Annotated in this window: 20 protein-coding genes; 5 read left to right on the top strand and 15 right to left on the bottom strand. The window is 67.2% G+C overall.

The features are described from left to right. Positions 1-43 precede the first annotated feature (43 nt). The 4 genes from ACWJI3_RS00165 to psbP form a co-directional block, all read right to left on the bottom strand. Entirely contained in the window at positions 44-238 is a 195-nt protein-coding gene (locus ACWJI3_RS00165) for a hypothetical protein (protein ID WP_094511024.1), read from the bottom strand. Continuing rightward, positions 235-1,545: an NHLP bacteriocin system secretion protein gene (locus ACWJI3_RS00160; RefSeq protein ID WP_480202426.1), complete on the bottom strand. Its 1,311-nt coding sequence runs from the start codon at positions 1,543-1,545 to the stop codon at positions 235-237. Before ACWJI3_RS00160 ends, ACWJI3_RS00165 begins: the two co-directional genes overlap by 4 nt. A 65-nt stretch (positions 1,546-1,610) precedes the next feature. Beyond that, positions 1,611-2,891, bottom strand: coding sequence for an FAD-dependent oxidoreductase (locus ACWJI3_RS00155; protein ID WP_480202425.1), 1,281 nt, complete (start codon positions 2,889-2,891; stop codon positions 1,611-1,613). A gap of 35 nt (positions 2,892-2,926) precedes the next feature. Continuing rightward, complete coding sequence (psbP, locus tag ACWJI3_RS00150; RefSeq protein ID WP_094511091.1) at positions 2,927-3,511, bottom strand: photosystem II reaction center PsbP; 585 nt, start codon at positions 3,509-3,511, stop codon at positions 2,927-2,929. Positions 3,512-3,637: 126 nt separating this feature from the next. Here psbP and recR point away from each other — a divergent pair, with 126 nt between their 5' ends. Next, positions 3,638-4,219: a recombination mediator RecR gene (recR, locus tag ACWJI3_RS00145; RefSeq protein ID WP_094511027.1), complete on the top strand. Its 582-nt coding sequence runs from the start codon at positions 3,638-3,640 to the stop codon at positions 4,217-4,219. A 46-nt stretch (positions 4,220-4,265) separates the two neighbouring features. Next, positions 4,266-5,174, top strand: coding sequence for a lipoyl synthase (gene lipA / locus ACWJI3_RS00140; RefSeq protein ID WP_480202424.1), 909 nt, complete (start codon positions 4,266-4,268; stop codon positions 5,172-5,174). A 9-nt stretch (positions 5,175-5,183) separates the two neighbouring features. Here lipA and ACWJI3_RS00135 read toward each other — a convergent pair whose 3' ends face one another. The 4 genes from ACWJI3_RS00135 to ACWJI3_RS00120 all read right to left on the bottom strand — a co-directional run bounded on the left by ACWJI3_RS00135 (position 5,184) and on the right by ACWJI3_RS00120 (position 10,747). Further along, on the bottom strand, positions 5,184-6,341 hold the full coding sequence (locus tag ACWJI3_RS00135; RefSeq protein WP_480202423.1) for a GGDEF domain-containing protein: 1,158 nt from the start codon (positions 6,339-6,341) through the stop codon (positions 5,184-5,186). Continuing rightward, positions 6,341-8,101 carry a putative bifunctional diguanylate cyclase/phosphodiesterase gene (locus tag ACWJI3_RS00130; protein ID WP_255099688.1) on the bottom strand — a complete coding sequence of 587 codons (1,761 nt, stop codon included), beginning with the start codon at positions 8,099-8,101 and terminating at the stop codon, positions 6,341-6,343. The genes ACWJI3_RS00135 and ACWJI3_RS00130 overlap by 1 nt, the downstream gene beginning before the upstream one ends. Before the next feature lie 259 nt (positions 8,102-8,360). Continuing rightward, positions 8,361-9,632, bottom strand: coding sequence for a pyridoxal phosphate-dependent aminotransferase (locus tag ACWJI3_RS00125; protein WP_094511031.1), 1,272 nt, complete (start codon positions 9,630-9,632; stop codon positions 8,361-8,363). After that, positions 9,629-10,747: an FAD-dependent oxidoreductase gene (locus ACWJI3_RS00120; protein ID WP_158217438.1), complete on the bottom strand. Its 1,119-nt coding sequence runs from the start codon at positions 10,745-10,747 to the stop codon at positions 9,629-9,631. Before ACWJI3_RS00120 ends, ACWJI3_RS00125 begins: the two co-directional genes overlap by 4 nt. 786 nt (positions 10,748-11,533) lie before the next feature. On the opposite strand from ACWJI3_RS00120, the gene gap reads away from it, so the two are divergent. Further along, complete coding sequence (gap, locus tag ACWJI3_RS00115; RefSeq protein ID WP_094511033.1) at positions 11,534-12,532, top strand: type I glyceraldehyde-3-phosphate dehydrogenase; 999 nt, start codon at positions 11,534-11,536, stop codon at positions 12,530-12,532. On the opposite strand, the gene ACWJI3_RS00110 is transcribed toward gap, so the two are convergent. Genes ACWJI3_RS00110 through lysA form a run of 7 tightly spaced genes read right to left on the bottom strand, consistent with a single transcriptional unit; the run spans position 12,514 to position 19,308 of the window. Continuing rightward, a complete protein-coding gene (locus tag ACWJI3_RS00110; RefSeq protein WP_480202422.1) occupies positions 12,514-13,044 on the bottom strand; it encodes a hypothetical protein in 531 nt (176 codons plus the stop codon). The genes gap and ACWJI3_RS00110 overlap by 19 nt on opposite strands. Then, entirely contained in the window at positions 13,041-14,111 is a 1,071-nt protein-coding gene (locus tag ACWJI3_RS00105; RefSeq protein ID WP_480202421.1) for a DUF952 domain-containing protein, read from the bottom strand. The genes ACWJI3_RS00110 and ACWJI3_RS00105 overlap by 4 nt, the downstream gene beginning before the upstream one ends. Continuing rightward, positions 14,108-15,070, bottom strand: coding sequence for an oxygen-dependent tRNA uridine(34) hydroxylase TrhO (gene trhO / locus ACWJI3_RS00100; RefSeq protein WP_480202420.1), 963 nt, complete (start codon positions 15,068-15,070; stop codon positions 14,108-14,110). The genes ACWJI3_RS00105 and trhO overlap by 4 nt, the downstream gene beginning before the upstream one ends. A 19-nt stretch (positions 15,071-15,089) precedes the next feature. Next, positions 15,090-16,190 carry a biotin synthase BioB gene (gene bioB, locus ACWJI3_RS00095; RefSeq protein ID WP_480202419.1) on the bottom strand — a complete coding sequence of 367 codons (1,101 nt, stop codon included), beginning with the start codon at positions 16,188-16,190 and terminating at the stop codon, positions 15,090-15,092. Between the two features lie 23 nt (positions 16,191-16,213). Then, positions 16,214-17,008: an isoprenyl transferase gene (locus ACWJI3_RS00090; protein ID WP_094511037.1), complete on the bottom strand. Its 795-nt coding sequence runs from the start codon at positions 17,006-17,008 to the stop codon at positions 16,214-16,216. Continuing rightward, positions 17,005-17,868 carry a diadenylate cyclase CdaA gene (cdaA, locus tag ACWJI3_RS00085; RefSeq protein ID WP_094511038.1) on the bottom strand — a complete coding sequence of 288 codons (864 nt, stop codon included), beginning with the start codon at positions 17,866-17,868 and terminating at the stop codon, positions 17,005-17,007. The genes ACWJI3_RS00090 and cdaA overlap by 4 nt, the downstream gene beginning before the upstream one ends. A 24-nt stretch (positions 17,869-17,892) precedes the next feature. Next, a complete protein-coding gene (lysA, locus tag ACWJI3_RS00080) occupies positions 17,893-19,308 on the bottom strand; it encodes a diaminopimelate decarboxylase (protein ID WP_094511039.1) in 1,416 nt (471 codons plus the stop codon). Positions 19,309-19,343: 35 nt separating this feature from the next. Between lysA and ACWJI3_RS00075 the strand changes: the two genes are divergently transcribed. Beyond that, complete coding sequence (locus tag ACWJI3_RS00075) at positions 19,344-19,868, top strand: GNAT family N-acetyltransferase (RefSeq protein ID WP_480202418.1); 525 nt, start codon at positions 19,344-19,346, stop codon at positions 19,866-19,868. A gap of 186 nt (positions 19,869-20,054) precedes the next feature. After that, entirely contained in the window at positions 20,055-22,607 is a 2,553-nt protein-coding gene (locus tag ACWJI3_RS00070) for an ATP-dependent Clp protease ATP-binding subunit (RefSeq protein WP_255099694.1), read from the top strand. Positions 22,608-22,677: the final 70 nt, after the last annotated feature.

Here is a 22,677-nt window from a genome sequence, read left to right as displayed (position 1 = left end):
GCAACGCGAAGCTCCGGATCAGCAGCCTGTGCGGCTGCGCCGCTCAACGCTCGCCGCTGGAGACGAAGCGCTCGATGCGGTACGCCAGCACCACCAGCAGCACCACCAACCAGAACCAGAGCTCCGGCGCATTGGCGTTGAGCAGCACCACCAGCAGCACCACTTCGGCCACCAGCCAGGGCAGCTCCCGCCGCAGCGGGCTGGATTCGCCGGTCGGCGGGGGCGGATTCGCAGTCACGGCAACGCCCCCGCGGTGGGGCTGGGGCTGATGGCCGGAGCGGCCGTCGGCGTCTTCTGAAGCGGTTTGTCGCTCTGGCGGAGGTCTCCGTCATCCCAGCGGCGATCGAAGCCGAAGGTGCGGAAGCCGCCGGTGAGCGAGCGCAGGCCGGGCAGCAGATAGGAGATCGGGGTGCGCCATTCCACGTAGGCATGGCCCGTGACGGTGAGACCTTCCCGCACCGGGAACACACTGCTGCCCCGCGAGAGGGTCCAGCGGAAGCCATCGAGGCTGGCGGGGTCACGCTCCAGGCTGATCTCGGCGCGCATCACCGGCCCGCCTTCCACGAGGGAGCGGGCCAGCTGGGGGTTGCCGATCGTGGTGGAGATGTCCTCCTCGGTGGCGGGCAGCACATTGACCTGCCGGACCCGGCCCACGATGCCACCGAAGCGGCTGCGCTGGTCCCAGTCGGGCACGACCTCCACCGGCAGATCAGGGCGCAGGCGACGGGCATCGGCGGGAGGGAAGTAGGCCACAGCGATCAGTGGCTGGGAGCCGCTCCCACGCCCGATCGTGCCCAGCCGCTGGCCCACGGCCACGGTCTGCCCGGGGATCACCTGCAGATCCAGCACCTCCCCATCGCGATCGGCGTGCAGGCGGCCGTTGAAGGCCAGCTGCGCCTCGCTGACGCGAAGCTGACGGCGCAGATCATCGATGCGAAAACGCCGCTGCAGCGCCGCGGTCTCCAGCTCGAGCTTCACCTGCTGAAAGGCGGTGAGCAGGTTCCGCTCTTCGATCGCCACCTGATCGAGGTTCACGGCCGTGGCGGTGAGGCCCTGCTCCACCGTCACCACTTCGGAGGAGAGCGGGGCCACCACCTCCCGCCGGCTCAGCCACTCCAGCTGGTTGAGCTTGGCGGCGTAGGTGTTCTTGAGGGCGCCGAAGCGGCTGCGGTCAGCGCCCAGCTTGGCGAGGGCGGTGGCAAGCGCCTGCCGTTCGGTGGCGAGGCGTTGGTCGTCGCGGGCGGTGAGCTGTTCGTTCTGACGTTCGAGCTCCCGCAGGTTGGCTCGCTGCTGTTCGATCTCCCGCTCCAGCACCGGCAGATAGAGCTCCACCAGCACCTGGCCGCGTCGCACCCGATCGCCCACGGCCACAAGCAGGCGCCGCACCTGGCCGCCGGCGCGGGCGTCGATCAGGCCGGCACTGCCGGGCAGCAGCAGCACCCCCTTGCCCATCACCTCGGTGGGCACACGCCAGAAGCAGGCCCAGAGCACCACCGCACCGACGACGCCGCCCAGACACCACGCCACCTTCCGCCGCGGAGGCATCCCCTTCCAATGGTCAGGCCGCAGCAGGTGCATGGCCGCCAGCTTGGTGGGTCACGGGGTTCCTGTCAGCCCCCGCCCGCCACGGGGGCGGCGCCGGGCAACGTGGCCAGGGCAGCCGGATCACCGGCGATGGCGGCCGCCAGCAGCGGCGCCAGGGCCGGCACCAACGCAAAGGGCCCACCGAAACCGGCGAACACCCACAGGCCAGGGTCACCCGCCACCGCTCCCACCAGGGGCAGGCCCGGATTCGTGAAGCTCACCGGCACCTGAACGAAGCGACCCGGCAGCTCCGCCAGTGCCGGCAGCAGCCCCGCAAACGCCTGGCGCAGGCACAGCTCGGTGTGGCGGGGGTCGGGGGGTGGGCCCAGGTCCGTGCCTGGGCCCACCAGGGAGCTCTGGCCCAGCAGCCAGCCCGTACCGCTCGGCGCCCAGCCCACATCCACGATCAGCTCAGGCGCCTGCAGCTGGGCGGAGCGGTCTTCCAGGCCCTGCCGCTGGCCCAGCAACGGCATCACGATGGCATCACCGGAGGGCAGCGCCAGCGGCAGGCGGTCCACCAGCAGTGCGCCGGCCCAGCTGAACCGCAGACGCTGCGGCAACGACGGCCAGAGCGAGCGGCAACCGGCTCCGGCAGCCAGAACCACCTGACGGGCCCACAAGGTGTCGCCCACACCACCGCTGGCCGCTTCCAAGCGCAGGCGCCAGCCAGAGCGCGTGGGCTCGATGGCCGCCACCCGCTGCTTGAGCAGCCGCACACCGGCGGCGTGCAACACCCCGGGCAGGGCAACCGCAAGCACCCCCACATCGACCCTGGCGTAGCCGAGCCGCAGGGTGCCTCCAGCGCCGCTTGCCGCCGCAGCCACTGGAGACGCCGCCCCGGCCGCGCCGGCTGCGCCCGTCAGCGGTGGGCCGTGCTGCAGCTGATCGGCTCCGAGGTGACGGCGGGCCAGGCCCTCCACCTGCTGGAGCACCCCCTCCTGCCGCTGCCGCGCAGCGGCGTCAGCGGCGGCGGGCCAATGCAGCACCAGATCGCAGGGGCTCAGGCCCAGGGGGCCATGGCGCGCCTCCAAGCGGCGCCAGTGGGACGGAGCGGCGGCCATCCAGCTGTCGAGCGGGCCCGGAGGCCCGGCCCACCAGGGGATGCCGCCGTAGCTGAGCGGTGTGGCGGCAGGCCCCGCCCCGTCCACCACCGTCACCGGCAGACCCAGGCCCGCGAGTTCGAGGGCAAGGAGGCCACCGGCCAGCCCCGCACCGATGACCACCACCGGGCCGCCGGCTGCGGAACCTGGCAGGGCCGCTGCATCGTCCAGGGCCGCAGCATCGTCGATGGGTCCAGCCCCCCGCATGAGCTCCGCTTCCACCCTGCTGCCGCCGGGCCGCCTCAGATCTGCAGGGTGAAGGAGGTGATCACGTTATGGAAGAGCTCCTTGACCTTGCCCCAGCGGGCCTCGTTGGTGCTCACCGCCAGGGTGTAGAGCCGACCCCGGTCAGCCACCACCGTGGCCAGTTCGTGGCGGTCGCGATCCGCCAGGTGCACCGCGTACTCCAGGTCGTAAAACGTATGGCCACCGTCCTGGCGCTCCACCGCCTCCACCAGTTCCGCCTCACGGCCGCTGCCGGCCGGCGCGATCACCACGCGCCGCAGCTTTTCACCCACCGCCACGGCGCTGCCGAGATCACTCAGGTCGTTGGTTGCATTCACATCGGAGATCACCAGGCTGAGTGTTTCATCGCTGTTGATCAGGTCGTGGAACACCACCTGGGGGCCATCGCTCACCACCACGCGCGTCCAGCCTGTGGGATAGAGGAAGGCATAACGGCCATCGGGGCTCTGGAAGGCGTTCAGCCCGGCGGCCGCGGCGCTGCAGCCCGCCAGCCCACCACCAGCGATCAAGGCCCCGAGCAGCACGGCCAGCAGGCGGCTGAACCAGGGCCGGAGATCCGGCTGGAGAAAGCGGAGAGGCATGGCGGCAAGGGCGGCGGGATGGGGGAGCACCGGCGCCATTCTGTCGGCCGGCAGGCCGGGAGCTCTTGGCAGCGTCTTTAGATTCGGGGTCTTCGCGTCAGTTCTCTGAGCGGCTTCACCCGTCCCCTGGCCCGGCTGATCGACCAGTTCGAGCGCCTGCCGGGCATCGGCCCCCGCACCGCCCAGCGCTTAGCCCTGCATCTGCTGCGCCAGCCGGAAGAACAGATCCGCGCCTTCGCCGATGCCCTGCTCGCCGCCCGCAGCCAGGTGGGCCAGTGCCAGCGCTGCTTCCACCTCTCCGCCGAAGCCCTCTGTGAGATCTGCCTCCAGCCGGAGCGCCAGACCGGGCTGCTGTGCGTGGTGGCCGATTCCCGTGATCTGCTGGCAATCGAGCGCACCCGCGAATACAAAGGCAGCTACCACGTGCTCGGTGGCCTGATCTCGCCGATGGATGGCATCGGACCGGAGCTGCTGCACGTGCAACCGCTGGTGAACCGGGTGGATCAGGAAGGCATCAGCGAAGTGATCCTGGCGCTCACACCGAGTGTGGAGGGGGACACCACAAGCCTCTATCTGGCCCGCCTGCTGCGTCCGTTCACCAGCGTGAGCCGGATCGCCTACGGCCTGCCGGTGGGCAGCGAACTGGAATACGCCGATGAAGTAACCCTGGCCCGGGCGATGGAAGGCCGGCGGCGGATGGACGGATGAACGGCAGGCGGCGGATGGGCGCAACGCGCTCGATAGCCTGACGGTCATGGGTTCCCGCAGCCGTTACAGCGTCATCCCTCCGGCCGAGCGGCTTCCACCCTGGCTGCGGCGCCCGCTGGGCAACGCCTCCGAGCTGGAGCGGGTGCAGGCGGTGGTGAAGCAGGAGCGGCTGCACACGATCTGCGAAGAGGGGCGCTGCCCCAACCGGGGCGAGTGTTATGCGGCAGGAACAGCCACCTTTCTGCTGGGGGGCCCGATCTGCACCCGCTCCTGCGCCTTCTGCCAGGTGGAGAAAGGCCAGGCCCCTCTGCCGATCGATCCGGCCGAGGCCGAGCGGGTGGCGCAGGCGGTGGAGCGCATGGGCCTGCGCTACGTGGTGCTCACCGCCGTGGCCCGCGACGATCAGGCCGATCACGGCGCTTCCCTGTTCACCGCCACCATGGCCGCGATCCGGCGGCACAACCCACTGATCGCGATCGAAGTGCTCACGCCCGATTTCTGGGGTGGGCACCGGCAGGAGGCCAACGGCCGGGCCGCCCAGCGGCACCGCCTGCAGCAGGTGCTGGCCGCCGGGCCCGTGTGCTTCAACCACAACCTCGAGACGGTGGAGCGGCTGCAGGGGGAAGTGCGGCGGGGCGCCACCTATGCCCGCTCCTTGAACCTGCTGGCGGCGGCGCGGGAGCTGGCGCCACAGATCCCAACCAAATCAGGGTTGATGCTGGGGCTGGGCGAATCCAGTGAGGAGGTGGTGGCCACCCTGCGCGACCTCAGGGCCGTGGGCTGCCAACGCCTGACGCTGGGGCAGTACCTGCGCCCTTCCCTGGCCCACCTGCCGGTGGCGCGCTACTGGACTCCGGCGGAATTCGAGCAGCTGGGGGCGATCGCCACCACCCTGGGCTTCGCTCAGGTGCGCAGCGGGCCGCTGGTGCGCAGCAGCTACCAAGCTGCCGGCTGAGCCGGCGGGTCATTGCGGCATCAGCTGGCAGGAGCGTTTGGTCTGACGGGCGCGGTTGAGGGCGATCTCAGCACGGGCAAGCAGTTCGCTGGCCTGGGCATCTTCTGGTTCGAGCAGCGGCCAATGGGTTTCGATTCCAACGCTGGCGCTCATGAACGGATCGAGAGCGGGGGGATGGGCGATCCTCAGGCCCTGGATCTCCACCACCAACTCAGCGGCAAGGCGCTCGGTTTCCGCACCGGTGACCGAAGGCAAGAGGATGGCAAAGGCATCCGCACCGACTCGTGCCAGCAAGGGGTTGTCGGCGCCCAGTCGCCGGGTGAGCAGCCTGGCGATCGCCTGCAGGCTGTCGTCGGCACAGAAATGGCCGAAGGTGTCGTTGTAGGCGCCGAAATCATCGAGATCCAGGATCACCAGGGAGAACGGATCACCGGTAACGCGCGACAAGGCAATCTGTTGACTGAGCTGCTGCTCGAAGCTGCCACGGTTGGAGAGTGCCGTGAGCGGATCCCGCCATCCCCACTGGCGGCCTTCATGGCCCACGCAGGCCAGGACGGTGGGAACCATGGTGCCCACCAGGCGTTTGAGCGCCGCCAGCTCCCACAACAGAAACCCTCCGGGCCGCTGGGTGGCCATCGTGAGAATCAGCTCATGGCTGCCATCACTGCCAAGGGGCACGGCGATGTAGTCGGTGTAACGCTCACGGCGCATATCTCTGGCCAGTGCATAGGGGATATCATCGGGCTTGAGGTTTTCCAGCAGCAGACGTTCGGGGGCTTTCTTCTCACACACCGCATGCAGCACGCTGGTGCGGTGATCCATGCCGGCAAAGAACTCACTGCCCCGGAAGAAGGAACGCACCACCTCCGGGTTCTCCACATCCCACCAATACTGAATGCCACCCTGGCCGGTTTCGATCGGAACCAGCGCCAGAGCAATGCGGTGCAGCGGGAAGCCGGCGGCCACCAGATGCCTGACGCCGTGCTGGAGAAGATCAGCTGGATTGCGATAAGGAGGTGGAAAGGTTTGATCGGCCTCCACCCAGATGGCCTTCAACGCTCGGATGGCCTTGAGCTGCAGCTGATGGCGCCTTGAGGAGCCGGAGCCAATCATGGGAGCGGCCGACAACTCCTGGTGATCATCGAACAGGGGGAAGGGTTCAAACATCAGATGCAGTCGGCAAGCATTTCAGAGCGCGACTGAATCAGCGCAAGGGTGTTGGGAGCATTCAGAGGGCGTCCGACTAGATATCCCTGAATATAATCACAGCCAAGTTTCCGGAGCACGTCCAACTGCTCCTGCCGCTCCACCCCCTCCGCGATCGCATGAAGGCCCAGCGCCTTGGCCATGCTGATCACCGCTTTAACGATTACTTCGTCCTCTTGGTTGCTGCCCAATCCTTCGATGAAGGATTTATCAATCTTCAGAACCTCAACCGGCAGACGCTTGAGATATCGCATGGAGGTGTATCCTGAGCCAAAGTCGTCGATGGCCAGGTTGGCCCCTAAGGCCTTGATCTGCCGGAAGGCTCGAAGGGTTGCATCAACATCTTCGATCAGCATCGTTTCGGTGATTTCGATGTAGAGGCGGTCCGCTGGAAAGTTCGATTCGAACAGCGCCATGGCGATCTGCTTTGGCGTGCCAGGATCCAGCAGACTACGGACAGACAGATTCACCGAAAGGCCTAATTTCTGATCTGGACAGACCGCATGCCAACGAGCCATATGCTTGCAGGCCTGCTGAAGCACGATTGAATCGATCTGCACGATCAGCCCACTTTCTTCGGCCACTGGAATGAATTCGCTGGGAGAGATCAGGCCGTGCATCGGGTGCTGCCAACGGGCCAAGGATTCGAAGCCGAGAATCCGATGGTCGTGAACATCAAAGATCGGCTGGTAATAGGAGGTGATTTCGCCGGCTGCAAGCGCTCTTCGGAGATCCTGTTCCAAAGTGGCTGCCTTGAGGGCAGTGTTTCTCATCTGCTGGTCGAAGTAAGCCAGGCAGCCCCGCCCGCTGGCCTTCGCTTTGTACATTGCCATATCGGCATTTTCAATCAGCACTTCAGCGGTGTCCCTGCCATTGGCGATCGCCACACCAATCGAGGCCGAATGACTGAGCAACTTGCTGCCGATCGTCATCGGCCGGCCAATCAGATCGATGATACGTGCCCCAAGAGCCTGAACCGATTCTTGCGAAGAACTTGAGCTGACGATGATGAACTCATCGCCGGAAAGACGCCCCACAAGATCACCGGAACGCACACATTGCCGCAGGCACTTGGCCACCGTGATCAGAAAACGATCTCCAGTGGTGTGGCCATGGGCATCGTTGATCAACTTAAATCGGTCAATGTCGATAAAAAGAACCGCCAATGATCCCTTACTGCCACCGCTGCGCAGGTTCGATTCCAGGCTGAGCGCCAGCTGGCTGAGCACGCGGCTGCGGTTCGGGAGCCCCGTCAGCAGGTCGTAGCTCGATTGATCCATGGCTGCACGGGTGGCGGATCGCTCCGCCAGCATCGACTTGCTGACCTGTGCACACAACTGCAGGCTCTGGGCCATGGCCTCGAGCAGCCAGCGCTCCTGAAGGTCGAAGGGGGTCTGATAGCGAGCAATCAGCAACACATCCAGGCCTGAAAGCAGGCACCAGTGAACCTGCCGCAGCCCCGTAGCCAAGCGCACTTCCGTGGGACGATCCGCCGCAACCCGCAACAGCAGGGCCTGATCTTCCGCGCTCAGACCCACCGAGCAACGGAAGGATTGGTTGGTGATTAGGGCCGCTACATCGGCTTTGAGCGCCAGCGCCAGCTGGTCAACCACTTCATTAGTGGTGGATGGGTCCTCAATGGAAAAAGCAGCAAGGATGGCAGCATGGGCCCTCAACGACCAGGGGATACCCGTGGAGGTGTGCTCGCTCTCGCTCCTCATGGGATCACTGCATAGGGAGGGGCCCATGGGCACAAGCAGCTCGGACTCGAACGCCAGGCCCCTACGGCATCAACCAAGCCAGCGGGTGAGCGGAGCTGGAGGCGAGAAGAGGACACGGCATCACCATGGAAGTTGTTGGAGGAGTAGCTCGGTGAAGCTGCGGACCCTCTGAGAAGGTGGCTGCTAATGAGGGGAAAGCGGTGCAGGCAGCCTTGAATCACTCCAGCTTCATTCCAGCTTCATTGATAAGAATCTGAGCTTATCCATTGCCGTCCCGCCGGCCCGGTGCGCATTGCAACAGACTAATCGCAGGATCCTCAACGACTGACACACCCAGGCGTGGCCATTCCCGCAGGCCCCGTGCCAGCCGATCGAGACCTTCGGCCAGCACTCCCGCAGAGGTGGCGAAGCAGAGGCGTATGTGGCCCGCTGCCCCTGCTCCGAACCAGCGGGGGCTGCCGGGCACCACGGCCAGCCGATGCCGCTGCAGCAGCCACTCTGTCAGGGGCTCCACACCCCTCTCCCCGCCCGGCACCCGCACGAGCGCCACGTAGGTGGCATCGGGCGTTTCCACTTCAACGCCGGGCATGGCCCGCAGCAGCGTGATGGCCTGATTGCGGCGCTCCAGCAGATGCTGCTGGAAGGCCTGCAACCAGCGCAGCCCCTCCGGGGAATAGGCCGCCTCCGCCGCCACCTGGCTGAGAGTGGCCACCCCTGCCACCGTGGCGGGCTGCTCACTGGCCGCCAGCATGCGGGCACAGGCCTCGGCATCGGCCATGGCCACATAGCCCACCCGCAGGCCTGCCAGGGCAAAGGATTTCGAGAAGCCATGCACCACGGCACCCTGGGCCGCCAGGGCCGGCTCAAGCGCCAGCCAGCTGGTGAACACCGCCGGCGGGTACACCACCTCGCTCCAGATCTCATCGCTGAGCACGCGAATGCCGCGCTCCAGGCAGAAACGGCCGAGTGCCTCGAGCTCATCGCGCCGGAAGCAGCGGCCCAGCGGGTTGTGGGGGTTGCAGAGGCAGAACAGGCGCGTGCGCGGGCTGATCAGCCTGTCGAGCGCCTCAAGATCAAGTGGGGCATGGCGGTCGAGGCTCCAGAACAGCGGCGTGGCCCCCGCGGCGCGCACGGTGTGGGCAAAGAGGAAATCCGCCGGATCCCACACCACCGCCTCATCCCCCGGGCGGAGCCACTGGAGGGCCACCATGGCCAGGCCCGCGGCGGCGCTGTCCACGGCGATCACCCCAGCCGCGCTCACATCGGCCCCACGCTCCTGGCGCAGGTAGGTGGCCACGGCGGCGCGGAAGGAGGGCAGCCCCCCCGCCGGGCCATAGCTGAACACTCCGCCGCTGGCGTAGCGGATCACGGCCTCCCTGATCACCGGTGCTGCGGGAAAGTCGGGATCGGCGGCGGTGAGGGGAATCACCCCTTCGGCCTGCTCCGCCCAGCGCATGTTGTAGGCCCGCTCACGCAGCAGTTCGAAAGGAACGGCGTCATCGTCGAAACGGACGCCTTCAGCCCCATTCATTTCGCCAGTGGCAATGACGTACTCTCCACCTCGGCCGGGGGACGCACGAACTGAGCCGCCATCGTGCGCCCGGCGTGCAGGTAGCGCTTCAGCGACGGATGGCGCTGGTGGTGGTAGGTGCTCAGGGCCCGGTTGAGATCCATAGGCAGCCGGCAGGCCAGCAGCTGCTCGGAGAGGCAGACCGCATCCTCCAGCGCCGTATTCGCGCCCTGGCTTGTGAAGGGCAGCAACGGATGGGCCGCGTCGCCCGCCAGCACCAGGTTGCCCCGTGCCAGACGGGGCGGGGGATCGATGTCGAGCGGCTGCCAGAGATGGGGCAGGGAGGGATGGGTGGCCTCGATCGTTTCACGCACGAACTGCGGAAAGCTGCGCAGGTGGGTGTCGAGGAAGGAGGAGATGGCGCCAGGCGCCGGGGGCGCGAAACGGTGGCTGTCGAACTGCACGAACCAGATCACCCGCCCTTTGGCCAGGGGCACCAGCCCCACCGCAAACCCGCCGCTGGGATCGAGCACCTTGACGAAGCGGTGGCCCAGGGTGGCCGCCACCGCCGGCAGATGGACACAGGCGACGATCTCGTTGACCCGGGCGCGGCGCGGCGGCACCGAGGGGCGATCGGCGGTGAGGTGGGCACGGCAACGGGAGTTGACCCCATCAGCGCCCACGAACACATCAGCGCTGTGGCGCACCAGCGTGGCCTGACCGCCGCAGGCGAAGGAGGCCGAGAGCATGCGGTCGCGGTCGTGCTCGAAGGCTTCAAAGCGGTGATTGAACTGAATCACCCCGCGGGGCAGTCCGTCAGCCAGTGCCCGCAGCAGCGAGGGGCGGTCGACCGCGATGGTGTGGGTGACGGGGTGCTGGGCAATCGAGCGCCCGCAGGAGGAAAGGATCGAGACCCGCTCAAGCGCATGGCCGATACCACTGGCCAACACATCAATGCCGAGCGACTGCAGGGCGCGCTGGCCGTTCTCCAGCACAAGGAAGCCGAAGCCCTGGCGGTCCATGGTGGTGGAGCGCTCGAACACGTTGATCCGCTCACCGCCGCCGGCGCCGCCGCGGCAGAGGGAGCGGGCCAGGGCCAGACCAGCCACACCGCCGCCGATGACGGCCACCTTCATCTCAGAAAGACCCAGCGGCCCCATCGACCTTCGCTCCAGTGATTCAGAACTGTGAAACCAGATCTTCTCGCGAGCAGGTGAAGAAGCATGCATCAAAGAACACGTTCGCACTGCATGTATGGGCCACCAAGACAACTTCAAGCCTCAACATCATTGGAGCAGAATGTGAGCATGGCAAGATTTTCATGAGAGACGCTTGAGCTCGCCACTTGCGCCTACACCTGCTTGATCTGCGGCCTGATCATCTGCTCCCCAGGCGCAGTGAGCCCTTCGCTGGCCGTGGGGTCTCACAGGAGATCTGGTGGATTCCTGGCAACCAGCCCGCTCCAACCACCATTTGTGTTAGCAGAGCGGCTGCAATCCGTGCCAGATGCGGTGCCAGTTCACATCCTTTGTTCCGGATTCACCCACCAACACCATCAGCAAGCCTCTTGGGTACACCCGCCACGCCTCACGGACCAGTCGCTCAGCGGACCGGAGGCGGACAGGTGATCGCTGCAGCAAAAGCGGACAGGCGGCATCAGCGGCAAAGGGGAAATCATTCGGAAGAAACTCGCTGACCACATGCGAATCATCGGTGCGCCCTTGTCCCCAACACTCGCTTGCCACAGGGCAACGCGCTGGCCAACCATTCACGACAAACCCTGTCAGCCGTTGCAGAGCCCTCCCAACGCCCTGTAAGGATTGGATGGCGATGCATCCAACACCCGCACAGTGTCGTCAGATCGCCTGCAAGGAAGCAACCTTGCGGGAGTCACACGCGGCATCACGCCAGAGGCTTCTTCCATGACCATCACCATCGGCATCAACGGATTCGGGCGAATTGGCAGGCTTGTGTTTCGCCGTGCCTTTGAAACCGAAGACATCTGTGTTGTCGGCATCAACGATTTGATGGATATCGATTATATCGCCTACATGCTCCGCTACGACTCCACCCATGGTCGCTTCAAGGGGGATGTGGAGATCGACGGCAACAACCTGATTGTGAACGGCCACCCGGTACGGGTCAGCGCCGAGCGGGATCCGAAAGCACTGGCCTGGGGGGCGGTGGGGGCCGAGGTGGTGCTGGAGGCCACCGGCCTGTTTCTCACCGATGCCACGGCCAGGGCCCACATCGAAGCCGGCGCGCGCAAGGTGGTGCTCTCCGCTCCCTCGAAAGACGACACCCCGATGTTCGTGATGGGGGTCAATCACACCAGCTACGCCGGTCAGGACATCGTCTCCAATGCCTCGTGCACCACGAACTGCCTGGCACCGATCGCCAAGGTGCTGCACGACAGCTTCGGCATCAGCTCCGGCCTGATGACCACCGTGCATGCCACCACGGCCACCCAGAAAACCGTGGACGGCCCTTCCGTCAAAGACTGGCGCGGCGGGCGAGGTGCCGGGCAGAACATCATCCCGTCCTCCACCGGAGCGGCCCGGGCGGTGGGCAAGGTGATTCCAGCCCTGAACGGCAAGCTCACCGGCATGGCCTTCCGGGTGCCCACCCCCGATGTGTCCGTGGTGGATCTCACCGTGAATCTGGCCACCCCCACCACCTACGACGCCATCAAAGAGGCCATGCGGACGGCGGCGGAAGGGCCGATGCAAGGGGTGCTGGGGTACACCGAGGATGAGGTGGTGTCAGCGGATTTCGTGGGCGAAACCTGCACCTCGGTGTTCGATGCCAATGCGGGCATCGCCCTCACCGACACCTTCGTGAAAGTGGTGGCCTGGTACGACAACGAATGGGGCTACTCCTGCAAATGCGTAGACCTCATCCGTCACATCGCCAGCCGCTGAGCCAGGCGGGCGGATCGCCTCAGCCCTTCCTCGCAACGGCCTGACATCAACAGGCCGGAGCCGCCCCACACCAGCTGCAGGGGCAGGTCGCCCACGCCGGCGGCCAGCTCCCGCTGGGGCGTGAAGCCGAGGCGCCGAAAATACCGCACCAGGCGGCGATGTTGGCGTTCCTCATCGCGGATCGCCAGCAGGCGGGCGCGCCGGCAGGGGGTGGCCTCCAGCGCCCAGGCGAACGTGGCCGCCCAGATCAGCGGGCCCACCGCCGGCGGTGCCTGCACCACACGCATGGTGTCGAGCTGCAGACCGGCGGCGGTGGGCAGCGCCCAGCCCTTGAGCTCACCGACCAGCGCAGGCGGGCCCTCCGGCCGGATGCAGGCCACCCCCACCCGCAGCGTCCACACCCCCAGGCGCCGGTCCACCTGCAGGCGCAGCAGCAGGCCCTTGGCCGCCGCCCAGCGCTCCAGGTCGTCCAGCGACGGCAGTGGTTCGAGGGAAGGCGCCGCGCTGCTCATGCCGCTTGCCGCACTGCCGTGTGCGGTGAGGCCGCCAGCTGAAGATCCAATGGCTCCGCCGCCACCACCGTGTCGAGGGCCAGCGGGCCGTGGATGTGGGGGAACAGCTCCGCGCTGCCGGCTGAGGACTCCAGCCGCAGCGGCACCGTGAGCCGAGCGGGATCGATCGAGAGCAGCACCAGTTCGGGGCCATCGGCGTAGAAGCGGGCCCGGGTGGCCGCCAGCTGATGGGCGAAGCACGCATGGATGAAGCCCACCTGCTCCAGGCTGAGGCCGCGGGTGGAGCGGCGGTAGACGCCCGCACGGCAGGCGTCCTGCCAGTCGGCAGCCAGGGCCAGGTGATGAACCAGACGCCCGGCAGGGAAGGGTCGGCCAGGAGCGTCGTCGCTCCAGGGCTCCTGCGGGGCCATCACCGCCGCCAGGGGGGCGCTGGCGAGGAAGCGGCCCAGCCAGGCCTGCAGCGCCGCCAGGCCCGGCAGGGCATCGAACCCCGCAGGATCCGCCAGGCGGAACTGGCGCACGAAGGGCAGCAGAGCCAGATCGGCCAGCGATGGCCTGGGCCCGAGCAGCCAGGCGACCCCATCAGCACCGGCGGCCTGCTCCAGCCGCCGGTTCCAGTCGCCGAGCACCTGCAGGGCCGCCTCGTGGTGGACCAGCGGATCGGCTTCAGGGTGGCGGCTGGCGTACTTGTAGCGATCCAGGTGGTGCTTGAACACCTCGTCGTTGCAGCGGATCAGCGCGGCCATCTCCCGTTGCGCCTCCGCCGCAGGCGCAGCAGCCGCAGCGAAGCCGGGGGTACCGCCACGGCGCAACAGCCAGTCGTCGGGATCATGCTGGTGCAGCGCCCAGGCCATGATCTCCAGGCTCTGCTCGATCACCCGGCCATCCGCCAGCACCAGCACCGGCACCGTGCCCTTGGGTGAGGCCTGAAGCAGCTCCAGCGGCTTGGCCGCCAGCCGCACTTCACGCAGCTCCACCAGCAGGCCGGCCCGCTCGATCGCCAGCCGCGCCCGGATCGCATAGGGGCAGCGGCGGAAGCTGTAGAGCACCGGCAGGCCGCAATTCATGGGCAGGGGGAACCGCCCGCCCTGGCCCCGATGTGCCGGCCCCCGCGGCTGGCGGCCAGCGTGCTCTGCCGCTGGCGCTCGGCGAAGCGGGCGCGGTCGGCGTCGCTGAAGCGATCGCGGCAGTGACGGCAGCTCACCCCCTGCACGTAGCTGTCGAGCTGGCGATCCGCAGGCGAAAGCGGCAGACCACAGGCGTGGCAGAGGCTGAAGCCACCGGGTTCAAGCCGGTGATTCAGCGCCACCCGCTGGTCGAACACGTAGCACTCGCCCTGCCAGTGGCTCTGCTCGGTCGGCACCTCCTCCAGATAGCGCAGGATGCCCCCCTGCAGGTGGTGCACCCCCTCGAAGCCCTGCTGTCGCAGGTAGGCGGTGGCCTTCTCGCAGCGGATGCCGCCGGTGCAGAACAGGGCCAGACGCTCCGGGCGGCGGGCCTCAACCAGGGGAGCCAGCTGCTGATCCACCCAGCGGGGGAACTCCCGGAAGCTCTCCAGACCCGGATCGATCGCCCCGGTGAAGCTGCCGAGCGCCACTTCATAGCTGTTGCGGGTGTCGATCACCAGCGTGGTGGGATCGGCGATCAGCTCCTGCCATGCCTGGGGCGGCACGGGGGTGCCGGGCCTGGAGACCGGCGTGGCCGTTTCCTCTGCCGGCGGGGGCGTCAGCTGCACCGCAGCGCAGCCCATCGTGACGATTTCGCGCTTCAGCCGCACCTTGAGGCGATGAAAGGCCTGCGACCCACACCAGGAGGTTCTGGCCTCCAGATCGGCCAGGCCGGATTGGCTGCGCAGCAGCTCCAGCAGCGTTTCAACTCCGGCGGCGCTGCCGCAGATGGTGCCGTTCACCCCTTCAGCCGCCACCAGCACCGTGCCCCGCAGCTCCGCCGCCTGGCCCGCCTGCAGCAATTGCTGACGCAGTTCAGCGGGCTGGGGGATGGGGGTGAAGCGGTAGAAGGCCGCCACCCGGAACGGCAGCGCAGACTCAGCCAGGAGCCACCACCCGGCCGGCGGCCTGCTCGGATTCCCCAACCGACGGCTCGCTCCACTGGGCGCGCACACCGGCCGCCGCCAGCAGGGCACGATCGGCGTCCACATCAGGGTTGCCGGTGGTGAGCAGGGTGTCACCGTAAAAGATCGAATCGGCGCCGGCCTGCAGGCAAAGAATCTGCGCCTCGCGGCTCAGTGCTGTGCGACCGGCACTCAGCCGCACCCGGCTGTGGGGCATGAGGATGCGGGCGGTGGCCACCATGCGCACCAGGTCGAGCGGATCCAACGGCGGCTGCTCTTCCAGTGGGGTGCCCTCCACCGCCACCAGCCCGTTGATCGGCACGCTCTCGGGATGGGGATCAAGGCTGGCGAGCACCTGCAGCAGGCCGGCCCGGTCGTTGCTGGTTTCCCCCATGCCGATGATGCCGCCGCAGCAGAGGGTGATCCCGGCTCGGCGCACCCGCTCCAGCGTTTCCAGCCGCTCCTGGTAGGTGCGGGTGGTGATGATCCGGTGGTAGTGCTCCGGGCTGGTGTCGAGGTTGTGGTTGTAGGCGGTGAGGCCCGCCTCGGCCAGCCGGGCGGCCTGGGTGTCGGTGAGCATGCCGGCGGTGACACAGGCCTCCAGGCCCAGCTCCCGCACCCCGCGCACCATGGCGAGCATGGCCTCGAACGGCGCACCCTCGCGGATCTCCCGCCAGGCCCAGCCCATGCAGAAGCGGTCGGCACCGGCCTCCTTCGCCGCCCGGGCCCGGGCGAGCACCGGCTCCACATCGCGCTCCGGCTGGCCGGTCACATCGGCGCTGTGGTGCATCGACTGGGGGCAATAGGCGCAGTCCTCCTCACAGCCGCCGGTCTTCACGCTCAGCAGCGAGGCCAGCTGCACGTGGTAGCCGGGGTTGGCGCTGCGATGCACCTGCTGGGCGCGCCAGAGCAACTCCATCAGCGGGGCTTCCAGCAACGCCTGAATCTCGTCCCGGCGCCAGTCATGGCGAACGAAGACCGGCGTGGCGTCAGGCGCGGCTTCGGACGCGGATGTGGCTGCGGAGGCTTCGGCCGCAAGGGCGGTGCCGCTGGAGAGGGTGGGGGAAGCGATCAAGGCGGCAGGGGAAGGGGGAGGGATCAGGCGGTGAGCGGTGCGACGCCACCGAAGCGCCGCTGGCGGTTCTGATAATCGCCGAGGGCCCGCAGCAGGGCGTCTTCGTTGAAGTCGGGCCAGAGCACATCGGTGATGTGGATCTCGGCGTAGGCGAGCTGCCAGAGCAGGAAGTTGCTGATCCGGTATTCGCCGCTGGTGCGGATCAGCAGATCCGGATCCACCTCATCGGCGGTCTGCAGTTCGGCGGCGAAGGACTGCTCGTCAATGCTGGCCGGATCAAGCTCGCCGCGGGCCACCTGATCGGCCAGACGCCGCGCCGCCTGCACCAGCTCGCTGCGGCCGCCGTAGTTGGTGCACACGTTGAAGTGAATGCCGGTGTTCTCGGCCGTGCGGCGCGTGGCCGAGGCGATCAGCTCCTGCAGACCGTGGGGCAGTTGCTCGAGATCGCCAAGGAAGCGGATGCGCACCTGTTCGCGGTCGAGGGCCTCCAGTTCGCGGGCCAGCACCCGTTCGAACAGGGTCATCAGGAAGCTCACCTCCTCGCCGGGGCGGTTCCAGTTCTCGGTGGAGAAGGCATAGGCCGTGAGCGCACCGATGCCCCAGTCGCTGCAGAGGCGCAGGGTGCGCTTCAGGGCTTCAACGCCCTCGCGGTGCCCCATCACCCGCGGCAGGTTGCGCTGGCGGGCCCAGCGGCCGTTGCCGTCCATGATCACCGCCACGTGGGCCGGCAGGCGGCTGGGATCCAGCACGGACGGCACGGCCCTCAAGGGCTGCGGATTCGCCTGGATCAGGGGAGTGGTCGCCGGGGAGCGACTCATGCGCGTGACTCTGGCGTGTCCTTCGACACGCTACGACCCGTGGGCAGCGCCACCACCGAGCCATGGCCGGACTTCGGCGTGGGCTTGGTGGTGGGCTGGGCCAGGGCGAGGCTGAGCAGCTCGCGCAGCCGGCTGCTGGTGATCGGTCGCTCCAGCCGGCCATGGCGCGCCAGTGACAGGGTGCCCGTTTCCTCGGACACCACGATGCAGAGGCAGCGGTCGAAACGCTCAGTGATGCCAAGGGCCGCCAGGTGGCGGGTGCCATAGCGGGTGAGGCCCTGGCGGGACAAGGGCAGGATCACCCCCGCCGAAAGGATGCGGTTGCCGCGCACCAGCAGGGCGCCGTCGTGGAGCGGGGTGTCGGCCGCAAACAGATTGAGGATCAGATCCACCGAGAGCACCGCATCGATGGCGATGCCGGGATTGAGGAAGTCTTCGGGACGGAGATCACTGCCGAGATCCACAAGCATCAGTGCACCACGGCGATGCTGCGACAAGCAGCCCGCCGCTTCGGTGAGCACCGCCACAGAACCTGACACCGCCGCATCAGCCGCCTGGCTGCCGAGCAGCACATCGAGCCGGCCGGTGCCGAGCAGCTCCATCAGGCGCCGCAGCTCCCCCTGCCAGAGGATCGCCAGCGCCAGACTGCACCCCAGCACCACTGCTTCCAGCAGGCGTGTGGTGAGCGGCAGCACGGCGATGCGCTGGACCACCCACACCAGCGCCACGAGGAACAGCCAGCCACGCAGCAGCCACAGGGTGCGCGGCTCCCGCACCCTCGCCAGCAGCAGCACCCCCAGCGAGGAGGCCAGCACGATGTCGAGGATCAGGCGCACGTCGAGGAGCTTCAGCCAGATCACCCGCAGCCCCCAGCCAATCTGGGCTCAGGGTACCGGCGTCAACCGCTCCGGCAGGACGTCGTAGCGCAGCAGCTCGTCCGGTCGCTCCCGCCGCTGTACCAGTTCGGCCCGCCCCCCCTGCACAAGAACGGCGGCAGGGCGGGGGATGCGGTTGTAGTTGGAGGCCATCGAAGCGTTGTAGGCGCCAGTGGCGAGCACCACCAGCACGTCGCCGGGGGCGGAGGCGGGCAGGGCCAGCTCCTTGAGCAGCACGTCGCCGGATTCGCAGTGCTTGCCGGCCAGCGTGACCGTTTCCTCAGCGGCGCCGGCAGGCCGATCGGCCAGCACGGCGGTGTAGGCCGACTGATAAGTGATCGGCCGCGGGTTGTCGCTCATGCCCCCATCCACCGACACGTAGGTGCGAATGCCGGGGATCTCCTTGCGGCTGCCGATCGTGTACAGAGTGAGGCCGGCGGTGGCCACCAGGGAACGGCCCGGCTCGCACAACAGCCGCGGCAGCTCCAGATCCCGCTCCAGGCAGGCGGCCGCCACGGCCTGGGCCACGCCCTGCACCCAGGCCTGAATCGTCGGGGGATCGTCGCTGACCACGTAGCGGATGCCCAGGCCCCCGCCCACGTTCAGATCGGTGCAGGGGTGGCCGAGCGAACGGGCCAGAGCCAACGCGTCGGCCATCACGCCCGCCAGGTCGCGGTGGGGCTGCAGCTCGAAGATCTGAGAACCGATGTGAGCATGCAGGCCGGTGAGGCGGGCCCAGGGGCATTCCGCCAGCTGGCGCAGCACCTGCTCGAGCTGATCGGGGTCGAAGCCGAACTTGCTGTCGAGGTGGCCGGTGCGGATGTACTCGTGGGTGTGGCACTCGATGCCGGGCGTGAACCGCAGCATCAGGGAAGCCGGCCGCTCCGCGGTGGCGATCGTGGCGAGCAGCTCCAGATCGCGCCAGTTGTCGGCCACCACGGTGACCCCGTGCTCCACCGCCAGCGCCAGCTCCTCCACCGATTTGTTGTTGCCGTGCAGCACGATCCGCTCCGGTGGCATGCCACCGCCGAGCGCCGTGAGCAGTTCACCGGACGACACGGCATCCAGGCCAAGGCCCTCGGAGGCCACCACAGCGGTGATCGCCAGGCTGCTGTTGGCCTTGGAGGCGTAGAGCGCCAGCGAGCGGCCGGGGTAGAAGGTGTCAAGCGCCTCGCGGTAGGCGCGGCAGCTGGCACGAAGCGTGTCTTCGTCGAGCACGTAAAGCGGTGTGCCGTAGGTACGGGCCAGGTCACTCAGGAGACAGCCGCCCACCACCAGGGCTCCATCGGGCGCGCAGGTGGTGCTGATCGGCACCAGGTTGCGGTTCGGGCTGGCCGCTTCGATGGCGCCGGCCAGCAGGGGATGGGGCTCCGCGGTGCCGGCTGTGGCGCCGCTGGTGGCACCGATCGCACTGGTGGGGGGCATCCTGGGAGGGGTCCGGATCAGCGTCAATCGTAAGGATGTCTCCGGATGCTGCTGCCGACGCCACCGGCGCAGACGCCCAGGCGCCGGCGCGCAGGCTGATGCCAGCGGATCTGGAGGCCTGTCTCGCGCTTGACCGGCTGGCTCTGGGCGGGCTGTGGGACTCGGATCAGTGGCAGACCGAACTGGAGAGCGACGGCCGGCTCTGCCTCGGCCTCGAAGGGCCAAGGGGGCTGGAGGCCATGGCCAGCGGCTGGCTGGTGGTCGATGAGCTGCAGATCATGGTGGTGGCGGTGCACCCCGAAGGCCGCCGGCGCGGCCGGGGCCGGCGTGTTCTCACGGCCCTGCTGCAAAAGGCCCGGCAGCAGGGAGCGCAGCAGGCCACCCTGGAGGTGGCCGCCGGCAACACTGCCGCCCTGGCGCTCTATGCCGCCCTCGGATTCCGCAGCCAGGGACGGCGTTGCCGTTACTACCGCAATGGTGAGGACGCTCTGATCAAATGCCTGCCACTGGTGGAGATCGCGGTAACGCCACCGCCACCGCTGGGTTTCAGCGGCGAATGAGTGCTTGACGAGGTACGGATTGCCGCCCTTCGTTGATGTGAAAGCACCAACAGTTATGGCCGGCCAGATATGCCTATCAGCGGGGCTGATCCATGGTGCAGCAATGGATCTGGACATCTCCAGCCGAAGATCACAAACACCCTCTCAGCCCTGATAGGTTGGGTGCACTTGCATCAGGTCCCGCCCATGTTCGAGCGGTTTACCGAGAAAGCCATCAAGGTGATCATGCTGGCCCAGGAAGAGGCCCGCAGGCTGGGCCACAACTTCGTGGGCACGGAGCAGATCCTGCTGGGCCTGATCGGCGAAGGCACCGGCGTGGCGGCCAAGGTCCTGAAATCCATGGGGGTCAACCTCAAGGACGCCCGGGTGGAGGTCGAAAAGATCATCGGCCGCGGCTCCGGCTTCGTGGCCGTGGAGATTCCCTTCACGCCCCGTGCCAAGCGTGTGCTGGAGCTCTCGCTCGAAGAAGCCCGCCAGCTGGGCCACAACTACATCGGCACTGAGCACCTGCTGCTCGGCCTGATCCGGGAGGGCGAGGGAGTCGCCGCCCGGGTGCTTGAGAACCTCGGCGTCGATCTCGCCAAGGTGCGCACCCAGGTGATCCGCATGCTCGGCGAAACCGCCGAAGTGGCCGCCGGCAGCGGCAGCAAGGGGTCCACCAAAACCCCCACCCTCGATGAATTCGGCAGCAACCTCACCCAGCTCGCCACCGAAGGCAAGCTGGATCCGGTGGTGGGCCGTCAGAACGAAATCGATCGCGTGGTGCAGATCCTCGGCCGCCGCACCAAGAACAACCCTGTGCTGATCGGCGAGCCCGGCGTGGGTAAAACCGCCATCGCTGAAGGGTTGGCGCAGCGCATCACCCTCGGCGAGGTTCCGGACATCCTCGAAGACAAGCGCGTGCTCACGCTTGACATTGGCCTGCTGGTGGCGGGCACGAAGTACCGGGGCGAGTTCGAGGAGCGCCTCAAGAAGATCATGGAAGAGATCAGGAGCGCGGGCAACGTGATCCTGGTGATCGACGAAGTCCACACCCTGATCGGTGCCGGCGCCGCTGAGGGCGCGATCGATGCGGCCAATATCCTCAAGCCCGCCCTGGCCCGGGGCGAGCTGCAGTGCATCGGCGCCACCACCCTCGACGAATACCGCAAGCACATCGAGCGCGATGCGGCCCTTGAACGCCGCTTCCAGCCGGTGATGGTGGGCGAACCCACCGTTCTCGACACCATCGAGATCCTGCGTGGCCTCCGCGAGCGCTACGAACAGCACCACCGCCTGAAGATCAGCGACGAAGCCCTCGTGGCCGCCGCCACTCTGGGCGACCGCTACATCTCCGACCGCTTCCTGCCCGACAAGGCGATCGACCTCGTCGATGAAGCCGGCAGCCGCGTGCGCCTGCTCAACTCGAAGCTGCCGCCGGCCGCCAAGGAGCTCGACAAGCAACTGCGCTCGGTGCAGAAGCAGAAAGAAGATTCCGTCCGCGAGCAAGACTTCACCAAGGCCGGTGAACTGCGCGACAAGGAAGTGGAACTGCGTGAGCAGATCCGATCCATCCTCCAGGCCCGTCGCGACGAAGAGCCCACGGCAGCCGAAGGCGGCGAGGCCATCACCACCGAAGCCACCGGCTCTATCGAGTTGCCGCTTGCCGGTGCCGGCGGCGATCGCAGCCCGGTGGTCACCGAAGAGGACATCGCCCAGATCGTGGCCTCCTGGACCGGCGTGCCGGTGCAGAAGCTCACCGAAAGCGAATCGGTGAAGCTGCTCAACATGGAGGAAACCCTCCACCAACGCCTGATCGGCCAGGACGAAGCCGTCAAGGCTGTGTCCAAGGCCATCCGCCGCGCCCGGGTGGGGCTCAAGAACCCCAACCGCCCAATCGCCAGCTTCATCTTCTCCGGCCCCACCGGCGTGGGCAAAACCGAGCTCACCAAGGCCCTGGCGGCTTACTTCTTCGGCAGCGAAGAGTCGATGATCCGGCTCGACATGTCGGAGTTCATGGAGCGCCACACCGTCAGCAAGCTGATCGGCTCGCCTCCGGGTTATGTCGGCTTCAACGAAGGTGGCCAGCTCACCGAAGCGGTGCGCCGCCGGCCCTACACCGTGGTGCTCTTCGACGAAATCGAGAAGGCTCACCCCGATGTGTTCAACCTGCTGCTTCAGCTGCTGGAAGATGGCCGCCTCACCGATTCCAAAGGCCGCACGGTCGACTTCAAGAACACCCTGATCATCATGACCTCGAACATCGGTTCGAAGGTGATCGAGAAAGGGGGTGGGGGCCTGGGCTTCGAATTCTCCGGCGCCGCTGCCGAAGAAACCCAGTACAACCGCATCCGCTCCCTGGTGAACGAGGAGCTGAAGCAGTACTTCCGCCCTGAGTTCCTCAACCGTCTCGACGAGATCATCGTCTTCCGTCAACTCACCCGTGACGAAGTGAAGGTGATCGCCGACATCATGCTGCGCGAAGTGTTCGGCAGGATGCAGGAGAAAGGCATTGGCCTCTCCGTCACCGAGGCCTTTAAAGAGCGCCTGGTCGAAGAGGGCTACAACCCCAGTTACGGAGCCCGCCCGCTGCGCCGCGCCGTGATGCGCCTGCTTGAGGATTCTCTGGCCGAGGAGTTCCTCTCCGGCCGCCTCAAGGATGGCGATGCAGCGATCGTCGATGTCGACGACGACAAGCAGGTGGTGATCCGCCACCAGGCGATCACGCCCGAGCCCGAACTGGCTGCCGCCAGCGCCTGAATCAGCGGCGGTTTCACACGGTCCACTCGACGGCGGGAGTTCAATGAACTCCCGCTTTTTCTTGCTCGTG

Source organism: Marcopretia estuarina LEGE 06307 (assembly GCF_056633115.1).
Note: the sequence above shows the minus strand (reverse complement) of the source record. Positions and strands in the feature narration are given on the sequence as shown.

Bases quoted from the DNA above. Each gene is read 5' to 3' on its own strand.
- ACWJI3_RS00075 (WP_480202418.1), top strand. From the start codon at position 19,344: ATGTCTCCGGATGCTGCTGCCGACGCCACCGGCGCAGACGCCCAGGCG.
- ACWJI3_RS00130 (WP_255099688.1), bottom strand. From the start codon at position 8,101: ATGAGGAGCGAGAGCGAGCACACCTCCACGGGTATCCCCTGGTCGTTG.
- ACWJI3_RS00160 (WP_480202426.1), bottom strand. From the start codon at position 1,545: ATGCCTCCGCGGCGGAAGGTGGCGTGGTGTCTGGGCGGCGTCGTCGGT.
- ACWJI3_RS00120 (WP_158217438.1), bottom strand. From the start codon at position 10,747: ATGAAGGTGGCCGTCATCGGCGGCGGTGTGGCTGGTCTGGCCCTGGCC.
- lysA (WP_094511039.1), bottom strand. From the start codon at position 19,308: ATGCCCCCCACCAGTGCGATCGGTGCCACCAGCGGCGCCACAGCCGGC.
- ACWJI3_RS00070 (WP_255099694.1), top strand. From the start codon at position 20,055: ATGTTCGAGCGGTTTACCGAGAAAGCCATCAAGGTGATCATGCTGGCC.
- lipA (WP_480202424.1), top strand. From the start codon at position 4,266: ATGGGTTCCCGCAGCCGTTACAGCGTCATCCCTCCGGCCGAGCGGCTT.
- gap (WP_094511033.1), top strand. From the start codon at position 11,534: ATGACCATCACCATCGGCATCAACGGATTCGGGCGAATTGGCAGGCTT.
- ACWJI3_RS00135 (WP_480202423.1), bottom strand. From the start codon at position 6,341: ATGTTTGAACCCTTCCCCCTGTTCGATGATCACCAGGAGTTGTCGGCC.
- ACWJI3_RS00155 (WP_480202425.1), bottom strand. From the start codon at position 2,891: ATGCGGGGGGCTGGACCCATCGACGATGCTGCGGCCCTGGACGATGCA.
- ACWJI3_RS00125 (WP_094511031.1), bottom strand. From the start codon at position 9,632: ATGAATGGGGCTGAAGGCGTCCGTTTCGACGATGACGCCGTTCCTTTC.
- ACWJI3_RS00105 (WP_480202421.1), bottom strand. From the start codon at position 14,111: ATGAATTGCGGCCTGCCGGTGCTCTACAGCTTCCGCCGCTGCCCCTAT.
- ACWJI3_RS00110 (WP_480202422.1), bottom strand. From the start codon at position 13,044: ATGAGCAGCGCGGCGCCTTCCCTCGAACCACTGCCGTCGCTGGACGAC.
- psbP (WP_094511091.1), bottom strand. From the start codon at position 3,511: ATGCCTCTCCGCTTTCTCCAGCCGGATCTCCGGCCCTGGTTCAGCCGC.
- ACWJI3_RS00090 (WP_094511037.1), bottom strand. From the start codon at position 17,008: ATGAGTCGCTCCCCGGCGACCACTCCCCTGATCCAGGCGAATCCGCAG.